Genomic DNA, 12,938 nt, shown 5'->3' on the forward strand with positions numbered 1-12,938 from the left:
TCCGATCCGGTCGCCGCGGGCGGCGCGTCGTCGGCCCCGGGCGCGCCGGGCGCCGTCGGGCCGTCCGCGGGGAGGCCGTCGCGCGCGTCGGCCAGGGTGCGCGACGCGCGGTCGTCGCGCGGGTCGCGCCCCGCGAGCCACTCCTGCGGCGCGCTCCCCTGCCACGGGAGCGCCGCGACGACGCGGCCGAGCGGGCCCACGTGCTCGGGCCGGATCTCGCCCGTCACCGTCGCGGCCGTGAGGCCGAGCGGAGGGCCGAGGAGCAGGGCGGCGGCGACGCCCGACGTCACCGCGACGCGCGGACCGGACCGCAGGTGCCGGGCGAACGGGCCGCCGCGCCGGCGTGCGGGCGCGGCGGAAGACGCGGGCACAGGAGTCGACTCGGAAGACGGTGCGGGCGCCGCCCCCGCCGAACGGTGCCGGGGCGTGCGCTGCGAGACCATCGCTCGACCCTACCCATCAGGAACATGGATGTGTACCGCTTCGTCCGTTCTGCGCCCGTTCGACGGGGGGTCGGCCGCCGGGTCAGACGATCGACGGCTCCTCCGGGGCGGAGACCGTGAACACCGCGCCCGCGATGAGCGGCACGGACGTCACCCGGCGCTCGAGCTCGTCGAGCCGGCGGGCGACGGACGTCTCGGACTCGTCGCCGCGCAGGTCCACGCTCGCCACGAGGTACAGCGCGCGCGGCCCGACGTACTCGAGCCGCAGGTACGTGACGCGCTCGACCTCCGGCAGGTCGCGGATGCCCGCGAGCACCGCGGCGCGCGTCGCCGGCATCGCCGCCTCCCCCACGAGGAACCGCCGGTTGCGGTCGATGAGCACGACGGACACCACAGCGAGGACGAGGCCGACGACGATCGACCCGACGGCGTCGGGCACGGGCGACCCGGTGAGCTGGTGGGCCAGGACGCCCCCGAACGCGACCACGAGGCCGATCAGCGCGGCGGCGTCCTCCGCGAACACCGCACGCAGCGTCGGGTCCGACGTGACGAGCACGTGGTGCAGGGTGTCGCGGTCCGCCGCCCGCGCCTCGGCCCGCGCCTGCCGCCGGGCGCGCAGGAACGACACCCCCTCGAGCACGAACGCCAGGGCGAGGACCGCGTAGGCGACCACGAAGTCGTCCGCCGGCTGCGGGTGCACCAGCTCCTGGATGCCGTGCGTGATCGACACCCCCGCGCCGACCGCGAACAGCCCGATCGCCGCGAACATCGACCACACGTACGCCTCGCGGCCGAACCCGAGGGGGTGCTCGGTGTCCGCCGGGCGGCGCGAGCGCCGGTCGGCGACGAGGAGGAAGATCTCGTTGCCCGTGTCCGCCCACGAGTGGACGGCCTCCGCGAGCATCGACGCCGAGCCGGTCACCGTCGCGGCGACCGTCTTCGCGCCCGCGATGAGCGCGTTCGCGAGGAACGCGACGATCACCGTGACGGTGCTGTCGCCGCCACCCTCCGGTCGCGCGACGCGCGGGTTGCGCGACTCCGGCTGCGGCGGGGCGGGCGTGGTGGCGTCGGGCATGCTGCCGGTCTACCAGCCGCGTGCGGGACCCGCGCGCGGGACCGGGCGCGCGGCGGTGTCAACGCGACGAGCCCTCCGCGTCGGCAGGGCGTCCCGCGCCGTCGGGCCCGGGGTCGCCCGTGTCGGCGAGCTCGACGCCGCCGGTGGCGCCCGGCTCGCCGTGCGGGTCGGCGTCGTCGTGCTCGCCCGTGTCCTCGCGCTCGGCCGCCTCCTGGTCGCGCGTGAGCTCGTCGACGACGAGCAGGTCCGTGCGCACCTTGCCCGTGCGGTAGCCCGCACGGCCGACCATGTGCGCCGCGACGGGCGACGTGAGGAGCTGGAACACGACGACGAGGAACAGCGTCGCGACGGCTCCCCACGAGCGCAGCCGCAGGCTCAGGCCCGCGAGCACGAGGATCAGCCCGAGCACCTGGGGCTTGGTCGCCGCGTGCATGCGTGCCAGCAGGTCCGGGAACCGCACGACGCCCACGCCCGCGGCGAACGCGAGGAACGCGCCGCACAGGAGGAAGACCGCGGACACGACGTCGGCGATCGTGTCCCACAGGCCGGTGGTCGGGTCCATCAGCGCACCTCCCCGTCGGGCGCGCCGCCGTGGTGCTCGGCGTCGACCGCCGAGTCCCGGTCGGACTCCTCCGCCTCGCGGCGGGCGGCGTCCTCGGCGGCGATCTCCTCGGCCGTGCGGATGCGACCCTCGTCCTCGGGCTCGACCGACGCGAACCGCGCGATCGTCACCGAGCCCACGAACCCGACGAGCGAGAGCACGACGAGGATCGGGATCGTGTCCGTGCGCCGGGAGAACGCGGCCTCGAGCGCGATCGCCCCGACGAGGGTCGTGGTAAAGACGTCGAGCGCGATCGTGCGGTCGAGCATCGACGGCCCGCGCTCGGCGCGCGCGACGGCGAGGCTCGCCCCCGCGGCGAGCAGCACGGCGCTCACCACGACGATCACGAGGTAGACGGTGTCGCTCATGCCTCGGCCACCTCTCGCGCGGACGGGACGTCGTACAGGCCGGCGGCCCGCAGCTCGTCGTTCGACGCGAACGCGTGCAGCACGCGCGCCTCGAGCGCGAGCGTGTCCTCGCGGATCTTCTCCACGCCGCCCGCGGTCTCGACGTCGAGCACGTGCAGGTAGAGCATCCCGGTGAGGCGGTGCGCCTCGACGACGATCGAGCCGGGCACGAGCGACGACAGCTCGGCCGTGATGGTCAGGTAGATGTCGGACGGGTTCCGCAGCCGCACGCCCACGACGGCGCCGCGCGGCGTGTGCCGCGGGTTCAGCGCGAGGAGGCTCACCTGGAACGACGCGACGACCAGGTCGGAGACGAAGCGCCCCACGAGCACGAGGAACGGCCACGGCCGGAACTTCCCGCGCGCCGCGATCGACGGCAGCGGGAAGAAGGTGATGACGGCGAACCCGATGATGACGCCCGCGAGCACGTTGCCCACGGACAGGTCGCCCCAGAGCATGACCCAGACGATCGTCAGCCACAGGACGGTGCGCCACTGCGTGGTGACGCGGGCGAACCAGCCGGAGGCGAGCGCGCGGCGGCGGCGGTGCAGGCTCATCCGTCCGCACCTCCGCCCGTGCCCGCCGGTTCGGTGCCGGCAGGTTCCGTGCCGTCGCTCTCGCCCGTCGCGACCTCGTTCGACTCGCCCTGGCCCCGGTCGGAGTCGCCGGGGAACACGGCGTCGACGTACGTGTGGCCGTCGAGCAGCGTCGCGGCGGCGCGCTCGGTGTACGAGTAGAGCGGGCCCGCGACCACGGTGAGCGCGAGGCCGAACGCGACGAGCGCCGTCGCCGGGCCGACCATGCCGCGCGGCAGGCGCGCGTCCGCGGGGATCTCGACGGGCGCCGTCTGCCAGAAGGCCTTGTTCCACGCCTTGACGATCGCGTACAGCGTGAGCAGCGACGTCACGACGGACCCCACGACGAGCGCCCACGTGAGCGGCGTGCCCTGGGCGACGCCCTCCTCGAGGAGGCCGACCTTGCCGAGGAAGCCCGACAGCGGCGGGATGCCCGCGAGGTTCATCGCCGGGATGAAGAACAGGATGGCCAGCCCGGGCGCGAGCTTGGCGAGGCCGCCGAGCCGGTCGAGCGACGTCGACCCGCCGCGGCGTTCCACGAGGCCGACGACGAGGAACAGCGTCGTCTGCACCGTGATGTGGTGCACCACGTAGAAGATCGCGGCCGCCATGCCCGGCTCGGACGCGAGCGCGATGCCGAAGATCATGTAGCCGATGTGGCTCACGAGCGTGAACGACAGCAGTCGCTTGATGTCGTTCTGCGCGACGGCGCCGAGGATGCCGACGACCATGGTCAGCAGCGCGAGCCACATGAGGACGTCGTCGACGACGCTGTCCTCGGGGAAGAGCAGCGTCTGCGTGCGGATGATCGCGTAGACGCCCACCTTGGTGAGCAGGCCCGCGAAGACCGCGGTGACGGGCGCGGGCGCCGTCGGGTAGGAGTCGGGCAGCCACGCGGACAGCGGGAAGATCGCCGCCTTGATGCCGAACGCGAGCAGCAGCAGGAGCTGGATCGCGAGCGCCGTCCCCGGGTCGATCTCCGCGTACCGCTCCGAGAGCTGGGCGAGGTTGACCGTGCCGGTCGCGGCGTAGGTCAGCGCGATCGCGACGAGGAAGACGATCGAGGAGAGCAGCGCCACGACCACGTAGATCGACCCGGCGCGGATGCGCTCGCCCGTGCCGCCGAGCGTGAGGAGCACGTAGCTCGCGGCGAGGAAGATCTCGAACCCGACGTAGAGGTTGAACAGGTCGCCCGAGAGGAACGCGTTGAACACGCCCGCCGCGAGCACCATGAACGTCGGGTGGTAGATGGCGACCGGCGCCTCCTCGTCGCCGTCCGCCACGCCCTGCGCGAGCGAGTACAGCAGGACGCACAGCATGACGAAGCTCGACACCACGAGCATGAGCGACGAGAGCCGGTCCGCGACGAGGTCGATCCCGACGGGCGCCGCCCAGCCGCCGACGTCGACGACGATCGGCCCCGAGTCGGCCGCGACCAGGAGGCCGACGGACGCCGCGAGGACGAGCGCGAGCGCGGCCACGGTGATGATGCGCTGGGCGCGCGGGTGGCGCCAGAGCGCGAGCGCGAGGCCGGCCGCGACGAGCGGCAGGACGACGGGGAGCGGGACGAGGGCCGCGGCGGTGAGGCTCATCGCGGCTCCTTCCCGTCGGTCCGTCGGTCGTCAGGTCGTGCGTCGTCGTCCCGGGCGTCGGAGCCGCCGGTGCGGCCGTCCGTGGCGTCCCCGGCGTCCTGCCCGGCCGGGCCCGACGGCGGTTCCTCGCCGTCCGTGACGCCGTCGCCGTCGCCGTCGGTCTCGTCGCGGACCTGGGCGGCCTCGTCGTCCAGGGTGGCGCCGCTCTCCTCCGTGTCCGCGTCCTCGAACGCGGGCGCGTTGCGCGCGGCGTGCCGCGCGACGCGGCGGTCCTCGAGGTCGTCCTGCACCTCGTCGTGGCCGTGGAGCTGCCACGAGCGGTAGGCCATCGCGAGCACGAACGCCGTGATGCCGAGCGTGATGACGATGGCCGTGAGGACCATCGCCTGGACGAGCGGGTCGCTCATGTCCTCCTCGGGCGTCGTGCCGATGAGCGGCGCGCCCCCGGCGCGCCCGCCGGCGACGAGGAAGAGCAGGTTGGCGCCGTTCCCCATGAGGATGAACCCGAGCAGGACGCGGGTCAGGCTCCGCTCGAGGAGCAGGTAGACGCCCGCGGCGAACAGCACGCCGATCGCGAGGACGAGGACGACGCTGGGCGTCATGTCGATGACGTTCACCGGCGGCCACCTCCGATCGAGTCGGGCTCCATGGCCTCGAACGGCCCCGTGTCCTCGCCGGGCTCGCGGCCCGCGGCGGCGCGTTCCGCGTGCCGGTCGATCTCGGCGCCGAGCGTGCGCAGGATGTCGAGGACGAGACCCACGACGACGAGGAACACGCCGACGTCGAAGAACAGCGACGTCACGAGGTGGATCTCCCCGACGAGCGGGAGCGCGAGGTCGTAGGCCTCGCTGCCGAGCACGTTGCCGGTGAGCAGGAACGCGACGAGACCCACGCCCGCGGACAGGAACAGGCCCGTCCCGAGGAGCAGACCCGGGTGGACGGGCGCGGCCTCGCCGAGCTCGTACCGCCCGCCCGCGAGGTAGCGCACGATGAGCGCGATGCCGACGACGAGCCCCGCCGCGAACCCGCCGCCCGGCGCGTTGTGGCCGGAGAACAGCAGGAAGAGCGCGAAGACGATCATGGCGTGGAACAGCACGCGCGTGACGACCTCGAAGATCACCGAGCGCCGTTGGGGCGCGAGGGTGCGCCCGGCGCTCAGCCACACGAGCATGCGCGGCTGGTCCTTCTCCGTGACCCCGCGGCGGCGCAGCGCGGCACCCGGGTCGTCGGTGTCGCTCCAGACGCCGGAGCCGGTGGCCGTGGTCGCGGGCCGGGCCCCCGACGCGCGCAGGATCTCGCCGCTGCGCGAGCGCAGGAACACGAGCGACGCGACGCCCGTCGCGGCGGCCAGGAGGACGGAGATCTCGCCCATCGTGTCCCACGCGCGGATGTCCACGAGGGTCACGTTGACGATGTTCTTGCCGTGCCCGAACTCGTAGGCCTCGGCCGGGAAGTCCACCGAGATGGGCGTCGCGACGCGCGCGAGCGGCGCGACGAGCGCGAAGCCCATCATGACGACGGCCACCGCGAGGCCGATGCCCAGGCGGACCCACCGGCTCGCCGCGAGCGGCCGGTTCGAGAAGTACGCGGGCAGGCGCCGCAGCACGAGCACCATGACGACGAGCGTGATCGTCTCGACGAGGACCTGCGTGAGCGCGAGGTCGGGCGCGCCGTGCAGGAGGAAGAGGACGGCGTTGCCGTACCCCGCGATCCCGACGAGGATCACGGCCTTGAGCCGGCGGCGCGAGCGCGCGGCGAGCACCGAGGCGATGCAGATCGCGGCGACGGCGACGAGCTGCGCGGGACGGTCCCAGGCCCGGAGCTGCTCGGGCCACGCGGTCTGCGCGACCATGACGACGCCCGGGCCGAGCACGAGGACCACGAGGATCGCGCCGAGGTAGAACGGGAGCGAACCACGCTGCGTGACGGCCGTGATGTCGGCGGCCAGGTCGTCGAGCTTGCGCATGACCTTGCGGTACGTGACGTCGGCCTCGGGCCCCGTCCACAGCGACGCCTGGAACCGCTCGACGCGCGACCGCTGCCAGAACAGCACGACGCCGACCGCGAGCACGAGGACCGTCAGGGCGAGCGCGGGCGTGAAGCCGGCCCACAGGACGAGGTGCCCGGGCTCGCCGACGGGGTACGTGTCCGCGTACGGGGCGAGGAGGTCCTCGCCGAAGTGCGGCACGAGCGCCGTCGCGAGGCCGAGGACCGCGAGCACGACGGCCGGGCCCACGAGCAGGAACGGCTGGCGGTGGATACGCGCCGGGTCGATCGGCGGCTCCTCGGCCTCGACGACGGGGCGGCGCGCGGTGCCGGTACCGGCGCCGGCGCCCCACGCCTTCTCGTGCGCGTTGGCGCGCGCGGGCGACCGGCCGAGGTGCGGCTTGGACGCGAACGCGCCCCACCAGAAGCGCAGGCCGTACGCGACCGTGAACATCGAGCCGACGACGACCGACCACAGCACGACCGTGTCGACCCACACCGGCCCCTCGCCGTGCAGGAGCGACTCGAGCGCCGCCTCCTTCGCGACGTACCCGGCGAACGGCGGCAGCCCGATCATCGACGCGGTGGCGAGCCCGCCCGCGACCGCGGTCCACGGCAGGGCCTTGCCCACGCCCGTGAGGCGGCGCAGGTCGCGCGTGCCGGCCGCGGCGTCGACCACGCCGACGACGAGGAACAGCGAGGCCTTGAACATCGCGTGCGCGCCGATCATGGCGAGCCCGGCGAGCGCGGCCCCGCGCGTCCCGAGGCCCACGAGCAGGATGATGAGGCCGAGCTGGCTCACGGTGCCGAACGCGAGGACGAGCTTGAGGTCGTACTGCCGCAGCGCGCGGTAGCCGCCCACGAGCAGGGTGCCCGCGCCGAGCACGACGACGAGCGTGCGCCAGACCGTCGTGTCCGAGTAGGCGGGCGCGAAGCGCGCGACGAGGTAGACACCGGCCTTGACCATCGCGGCCGCGTGCAGGTAGGCGCTCACCGGCGTGGGCGCCGCCATCGCGGCGGGGAGCCAGAAGTGCAGCGGGATGAGCGCGGACTTGCTCGCCGCGCCCACGAGGAGGCAGACGATCGCGGCGGTCACGGCGCCGCCCGTCGGGGGGTCCGCGATGATCTCGGACATGCGGAACGTCCCGCCCTGGACACCGAGGATCACGACCCCCACGAGCATGGCGAGGCCGCCCGCGGTGGTGAGGATGATCGCCTGCATGGCGGCGCGACGGCTCGCCTTGCGGTCGGCGTAGTGGCCGATCAGCAGGTACGAGAAGACCGTCGTGAGCTCCCAGAACACGAACAGGAGCAGCATGTCGTCCGCGGTGACGAGCCCGACCATCGCCCCCGCGAACGCGGTGAGGACGCCGCCGAACCGCCGCAGGCCCTGCGCGGTGGGCGAGAAGTAGGCCGAGCAGTAGACGAGGACGAGGGCGCCCACGCCGCCGACGAGCAGCAGCATGAGCCACGACAGCGTGTCCATGCGGAAGGCGAGCTCGAGCCCCAGCCCGGGCACCCACTCGATGACCTGCGTCGGGTGCTCCCCCGACATCACGCGGTCGGTCCAGGCGAGCGCGTAGGCCGCCGCGGACGCCGGCGCGAGCGCCATGACGAGGAACGCCCGGCGGCCGAGGAACGAGACGAGTGCAGGCGCGCCCAGTGCCATCACGAGATGGGCAAGGAGCACGTAGAGCACGGGCCGCTCCGTCCGGGTCGGGGGCGGGTGGGCGAAGTTCTTGCTGGACTTGTCATCGCCGCGCCCGGGCGGGGGGAAGCCGCAGGCACGACAGTTCACGGCGCCGACGAGGCCGGGCCGAGAACCATTTTACCGACTCCTCAGCCGTGCGAGGCGCCCGTAGCCCCGTCCGTGACCGATTCCTCAGTCGGCCGTCACAGATCCTCGGGGTCCACGAGGAACTCCGCCTCGTCCGCGATCTCCCCGCCGACCGCCTGGTGCAGCGTGCGCGTGACCTGCGTGACCACCTCCGCGGCGCGCTTGCGCGCGATCTGGTGGTCGAGCGACGGCTGCTCCCGCTGGGACTCCGCGAGGTCCTGCGGCTCCCAGCGCACGCGGTAGCTCACCGCCCCGCCCACCGTCCACGGCAGCCCGCGCAGCAGGAGGGGCAGCGCCTCCTCGCCGCCGACCTCGACCGCGACGAGCCCGTCCATGCCCAGGTCGACGAGGAGGCCGTACCCGTCGAGCACCGCACCGGCGGTCAGCGCCTTGATGTCGACGTCGTCCGCCGCGGCGTGCAGCGCGCGCCGCAGCTCGGGGTCCATCTTCTCGCCCGGGTAGAGCGGCAGCTCCGCGATGCCCTTCGGCGGCCCCTCGTACGGCTTGCCCTCCGTCGCGAGCCGCGTGCGGGGGTGGAGCCGGCCGACGAGCGCGAGCGCGGCGTGCGGGTCGAGCCACACGTCCGAGTACAGCGTCATGTCGACGGCGACACCCGGGTCCGGCGTGAGGACGACGCCCGCCCCCGCCGGGTTGCCGACGTCGGTCCGGACCGACCCGCCGAGGCGGCGCGCCGCCGCGACGAGGAACGCGACCACGCGCTCCTCCTCCCGGACCGGCAGGCCGCCGGGGAACGCGCGCCCGACGCCGTCCCGGTCCCCGCCGCCCGGGTAGGGGACGTCCCCGCGCTCGCGGGGGCAGACGACGTCGAACACGAGCGCGGTGCCCGGCACGCCCGAGCCGGGGCCCGCGTACGGGCCGGTGAGCGTCGTGTGGCGCGACGTGCGCAGGACCCCCGGCTCGCCCGGCCGCGCGGTGCGCGCGGGCGGCACGAGGGGCTCGGTGCCCTCCGGCGCGACGTCCCAGCGCGCGCCCGCGAACCGCGAGAGCGCGAGCGTCTCGACCTCGTCCACGTGGACGTCGGCGGGCAGCCCCAGCACGTGCCGCGCCTGGTAGGACTGCGCGGCGCCGGGCCCGGCGGGGTGCGGCAGCGGCGGGAGCGGGCTCATGCGGTGCGGTCCTCCGGTCCTCGGGTCCTGCGGGGTCGAGCGGCGTCCGACGCGGCGGGCCGCGCTCAGACGTCGGTGCGGTGGAAGTTCTGCCACGAGCGGGAGGCCGTCGGGCCGCGCTGGCCCTGGTAGCGGGAGCCGTAGACGCTGGAGCCGTACGGGTTGTCGGCGGGCGAGGACAGCCGGAAGAAGCACAGCTGGCCGATCTTCATGCCCGGCCACAGGGTGATCGGCAGCGTCGCCACGTTGCTCAGCTCGAGCGTCACGTGCCCGGAGAAGCCCGGGTCGATGAACCCCGCCGTGGAGTGCGTGAGGAGGCCCAGGCGGCCCAGGCTCGACTTGCCCTCCAGGCGCGCCGCCACGTCGTCGGGCAGCGTGACCGTCTCGAACGTGGACCCGAGCACGAACTCCCCGGGGTGGAGCACGAACGGCTCGGCCGGGTCGACCTCGACGAGCCGCGTGAGGTCGGGCTGGTCCTGCGACGGGTCGATGAAGGGGTACTTGTGGTTGTCGAACAGCCGGAAGAACCGGTCGAGGCGCACGTCGATGCTCGACGGCTGGAGCATCGCCGGGTCGTACGGCTCGAGCTGGACGCGGCCGGCGTCGAGCTCGGCCCGGATGTCGCGGTCGGAGAGCAGCACGGGCCCACGCTAGCCGACGCCGGAGCGTGCCCGGACCGGGCTCCGCACCGTGGATCGGCGCCCTGGATCGGCACCCCCGACCGGCGCCCTGGGTCAGCGCGGGCCGAGCGCCGTCGGGCGCGGGGCCGCGCCGGCTCGTCGTCGAGGCGGCGCGGCCCCCGCCCGCGGACGGGAGGTCAGGCGCGCAGCGGACGGCCCGTCGAGTCCACGGAGTAGTAGCCCGTCTTCGAGGTCAGGTAGAGGATGCCCTCGACCAGGCCCCAGATCGCGATGACCGGCGCCGCGAACCCGAAGGACAGCACCGACACGAGCAGCATCGTCAGGCCGATGCCGGTGTACCCGAGGTAGAAGCGGTGGATGCCGAGGCTGCCGACGAGGATGCCCAGCAGGCCCGCGGCGAGGCGCGACTTCGCCTGGGGGTCGTACGCCGGGTCGTAGCCGGGCTGGCCGTACGCGCCGGGCTGACCGTAGGCGCCGGGCTGCGCGTAGCCCGGCTGCTGGCCGTATCCCTGCTGGGCGTAGCCCGGCTGCGGGGCGGAGCCGTAGCCCTGGTCGGGCGTCGGCTGTCCGTAGCCCGGAGCACCCGGCGTCCCGTACGCCTGCTGGCCGTACGCGTCACCGGCCCCGGGCTGCTGGCCGGAACCCGGCGTCGGGCCCGACGGCGTGGCGGGGCCGCCGTAGACCGGGTCGCCGGGGGCGGGGCTCCCCTGCGACGGGTCGGGCTGCTGCTGGTACGGGTTCTCGGACAAGGCGGCTCCTCGGGCGGCGCGCCGCTCGTCGGCGCGGGACTGGTCGTGGTGCGGGCGGTTCTGGCATCACCGGCGTCGTCCGCTATGATCGGGTCGCGCGCTGGTTCGCCGAGGATCCTCCCAGAGGGCCCGGGGCGGACGCCACCGGCGCCGCGCGGGTGTAGTTCAATGGTAGAACTTCAGCTTCCCAAGCTGATAGCGCGGGTTCGATTCCCGTCACCCGCTCAGCCTGCGAGAGCCCCGCACCGGTCCGGTGCGGGGCTCTCGTCGTCGTGGGCCTCAGGCCGGACGCGCTTCGTCACGGCCACGCCGCCAGCAGATCGTCTGCCGTCCACACCCGGGACAGGCGCAGATCGCCCTCGGTGGCGACGTCACGCGCGGCGAAGAGCGTGCGGGCGTGCCACGGGACGCTCCCGACGAACACGGAACCCCCCTCAAGAAAACGATTCTTGATGGGGTGTCGTCGCCGAGCCCGAGGTCGCGCGCCACGGCGACGGTGACGTGGCGCGCGACCCCGGCCTCGGCGGTCCGAGGCCCGGGCGTCAGCCCAGGATGCTGCCCGCGGCCTTGGCCGAGGCGGCGAGGGAGCCGGTGAGCGGCAGGTCGGGCAGGATCACGGCCTGGGCCGCGTGGTAGACGTCGGGCTTGCCGACCCACGTGACGCCGTCGGGCCGGTTGGCGGTGTCGAGCTCGTGGTGCCACGACCCGCGCTCGTGGTCGACGAGGTGCTCGTCGATCCACGCCCACCAGCCCGCGGCGGCCTCGGCGAACCGGGGGTCGCCCGTGACGCGGCCCAGCACGTCGGCGGCCGCGACGGCCTCCGCCGCGACCCAGTGGTAGCGCCGGGGCTCGACCGGCGTGCCCGACCAGTCGACCGTGTACACGAAGCCGCCGCCGTGCTCGCCGTCCCAGCCGTCCGCGACGGCCCGGTCGAAGAGGGCGACCGCCGCGTCGGTGCGGGCGCCGGGGGTCCCGGCCGCGACGTCGACCTGGAGCAGCAGGCGTGCCCACTCCAGGCCGTGGCCCGGCGTCGACCCGTAGGGCTTGAAGGGGTCGCGGGGGCGGTCCGCGTTGTAGTCCGGCAGGGGGTTCCAGCCGGCGTCGAAGTGCTCGGGGATGCGCCAGTCGTTCTCGCGCGCCCACCCCACGACGCGGTCCGCGACCGACGCCGCGCGCGCGAGCCACTCGGGGTCGCCCGTCGCGTCGTGCGCGGCGAGGAGCGCCTCGACGGAGTGCATGTTCGCGTTGACGCCGCGGTACTCGTCGAGCACGGTCCAGTCGCGCGACCACTCGTCGGCGTGCATGCGCGGCCCGGGCTCCCAGAACCGCTCGTCGAGCACGGCGAGCGCCGCGTCGAGCAGCTCGCGCGCACCCTCGCGGCCCGCGATCGTGCCCGACGCCGCGGCGAGCACCACGAACGCGTGCGCGTAGGCGCTCTTCGTCCCGTCCACCGGGACGGCCTCGCCCGCCGCCGGGTCGTGGCCGTCGCCCGGGCGCCGCGCGGGGCCGCGCGACGAGACCCAGCCGCCGTTCTCGGCGTCGACGAGCACCGCCCGCAGCCCGTGCAGCGCGGCGTCGGCCCGCTCCCCCGCCCCCGGCACGCCGAGGAGCGACGCGAACGCGTACACGTGCGCCATGCGCGACGTGATCCACGTGTGCACCGGCTGCGACAGGTCGGGGCGCCCGTCGTCGTCGAGCCACTGCGCGGCGCCGTCCGCGCGCAGCGACGCCTCGCCGAAGCGCAGCAGGTCGGCGAGCTGCTCGCGACGCCAGCGCCGCAGGTCGGTCGCTGGCGTGGGCTGCTCGGTCGGGTGCTCGGTCATCTCTCGGTCCTTCTCGTGCTGGGTGCGTGGCGCCGCACCGGGCGCGGTGCCCGTACGGCGCGGTGCCCCGGGACGATCATCC

General features: G+C 74.5%; 12 protein-coding genes and 1 tRNA gene. 1 reads left to right on the forward strand and 12 read right to left on the reverse strand.

The annotated features are described in order from the left end of the window. The 11 genes from GWJ10_RS18790 to GWJ10_RS18840 all read right to left on the reverse strand — a co-directional run. On the reverse strand, window positions 1–371 hold a 371-nt coding region (locus GWJ10_RS18790), incomplete at its 3' end, for a hypothetical protein (RefSeq protein ID WP_206158448.1). Between the two features lie 154 nt (window positions 372–525). Beyond that, complete coding sequence (locus tag GWJ10_RS18795; RefSeq protein ID WP_082774319.1) at window positions 526–1,518, reverse strand: cation diffusion facilitator family transporter; 993 nt, start codon at window positions 1,516–1,518, stop codon at window positions 526–528. 58 nt (window positions 1,519–1,576) lie between these two features. Beyond that, window positions 1,577–2,080 (reverse strand): monovalent cation/H(+) antiporter subunit G, encoded by a 504-nt coding sequence (gene mnhG / locus GWJ10_RS18800; RefSeq protein WP_082774320.1) that lies wholly within the window; start codon window positions 2,078–2,080, stop codon window positions 1,577–1,579. After that, window positions 2,080–2,487: a monovalent cation/H+ antiporter complex subunit F gene (locus GWJ10_RS18805; RefSeq protein WP_061267170.1), complete on the reverse strand. Its 408-nt coding sequence runs from the start codon at window positions 2,485–2,487 to the stop codon at window positions 2,080–2,082. The genes mnhG and GWJ10_RS18805 overlap by 1 nt, the downstream gene beginning before the upstream one ends. After that, window positions 2,484–3,083, reverse strand: coding sequence for a Na+/H+ antiporter subunit E (locus tag GWJ10_RS18810; RefSeq protein ID WP_163188888.1), 600 nt, complete (start codon window positions 3,081–3,083; stop codon window positions 2,484–2,486). Before GWJ10_RS18810 ends, GWJ10_RS18805 begins: the two co-directional genes overlap by 4 nt. After that, window positions 3,080–4,693 (reverse strand): Na+/H+ antiporter subunit D, encoded by a 1,614-nt coding sequence (locus GWJ10_RS18815; RefSeq protein WP_163188889.1) that lies wholly within the window; start codon window positions 4,691–4,693, stop codon window positions 3,080–3,082. The genes GWJ10_RS18810 and GWJ10_RS18815 overlap by 4 nt, the downstream gene beginning before the upstream one ends. After that, complete coding sequence (locus GWJ10_RS18820; protein WP_081599867.1) at window positions 4,690–5,295, reverse strand: Na(+)/H(+) antiporter subunit C; 606 nt, start codon at window positions 5,293–5,295, stop codon at window positions 4,690–4,692. The genes GWJ10_RS18815 and GWJ10_RS18820 overlap by 4 nt, the downstream gene beginning before the upstream one ends. 11 nt (window positions 5,296–5,306) lie before the next feature. Continuing rightward, window positions 5,307–8,378: a Na+/H+ antiporter subunit A gene (locus GWJ10_RS18825; protein ID WP_076403696.1), complete on the reverse strand. Its 3,072-nt coding sequence runs from the start codon at window positions 8,376–8,378 to the stop codon at window positions 5,307–5,309. Window positions 8,379–8,572: 194 nt separating this feature from the next. Further along, complete coding sequence (locus GWJ10_RS18830) at window positions 8,573–9,643, reverse strand: hypothetical protein (protein ID WP_043653002.1); 1,071 nt, start codon at window positions 9,641–9,643, stop codon at window positions 8,573–8,575. A 65-nt stretch (window positions 9,644–9,708) separates the two neighbouring features. Then, complete coding sequence (gene dcd / locus GWJ10_RS18835) at window positions 9,709–10,284, reverse strand: dCTP deaminase (RefSeq protein WP_034652708.1); 576 nt, start codon at window positions 10,282–10,284, stop codon at window positions 9,709–9,711. Window positions 10,285–10,460: 176 nt separating this feature from the next. Beyond that, a complete protein-coding gene (locus GWJ10_RS18840; RefSeq protein ID WP_061267174.1) occupies window positions 10,461–11,033 on the reverse strand; it encodes a TM2 domain-containing protein in 573 nt (190 codons plus the stop codon). Between the two features lie 154 nt (window positions 11,034–11,187). Between GWJ10_RS18840 and GWJ10_RS18845 the strand changes: the two genes are divergently transcribed. Then, window positions 11,188–11,258, forward strand: a tRNA-Gly gene (locus tag GWJ10_RS18845). Window positions 11,259–11,575: 317 nt separating this feature from the next. Here the strand turns inward: GWJ10_RS18845 and GWJ10_RS18850 are convergent. Further along, window positions 11,576–12,856, reverse strand: a complete 1,281-nt coding sequence (locus GWJ10_RS18850) for an AGE family epimerase/isomerase (RefSeq protein ID WP_163188890.1) — start codon at window positions 12,854–12,856, stop codon at window positions 11,576–11,578. Between the last annotated feature and the right edge of the window lie 82 nt (window positions 12,857–12,938).

This window comes from Cellulosimicrobium sp. SL-1 (assembly GCF_011033075.1).
Lineage (GTDB): Bacteria > Actinomycetota > Actinomycetes > Actinomycetales > Cellulomonadaceae > Cellulosimicrobium > Cellulosimicrobium funkei.

What these genes read in the sequence shown, in the direction of transcription:
- GWJ10_RS18795 (WP_082774319.1), bottom strand. Translation starts at nt 1,518, where the DNA reads ATGCCCGACGCCACCACGCCCGCCCCGCCGCAGCCGGAGTCGCGCAAC.
- mnhG (WP_082774320.1), bottom strand. Translation starts at nt 2,080, where the DNA reads ATGGACCCGACCACCGGCCTGTGGGACACGATCGCCGACGTCGTGTCC.
- GWJ10_RS18805 (WP_061267170.1), bottom strand. Translation starts at nt 2,487, where the DNA reads ATGAGCGACACCGTCTACCTCGTGATCGTCGTGGTGAGCGCCGTGCTG.
- GWJ10_RS18810 (WP_163188888.1), bottom strand. Translation starts at nt 3,083, where the DNA reads ATGAGCCTGCACCGCCGCCGCCGCGCGCTCGCCTCCGGCTGGTTCGCC.
- GWJ10_RS18815 (WP_163188889.1), bottom strand. Translation starts at nt 4,693, where the DNA reads ATGAGCCTCACCGCCGCGGCCCTCGTCCCGCTCCCCGTCGTCCTGCCG.
- GWJ10_RS18820 (WP_081599867.1), bottom strand. Translation starts at nt 5,295, where the DNA reads ATGACGCCCAGCGTCGTCCTCGTCCTCGCGATCGGCGTGCTGTTCGCC.
- GWJ10_RS18830 (WP_043653002.1), bottom strand. Translation starts at nt 9,643, where the DNA reads ATGAGCCCGCTCCCGCCGCTGCCGCACCCCGCCGGGCCCGGCGCCGCG.
- GWJ10_RS18850 (WP_163188890.1), bottom strand. Translation starts at nt 12,856, where the DNA reads ATGACCGAGCACCCGACCGAGCAGCCCACGCCAGCGACCGACCTGCGG.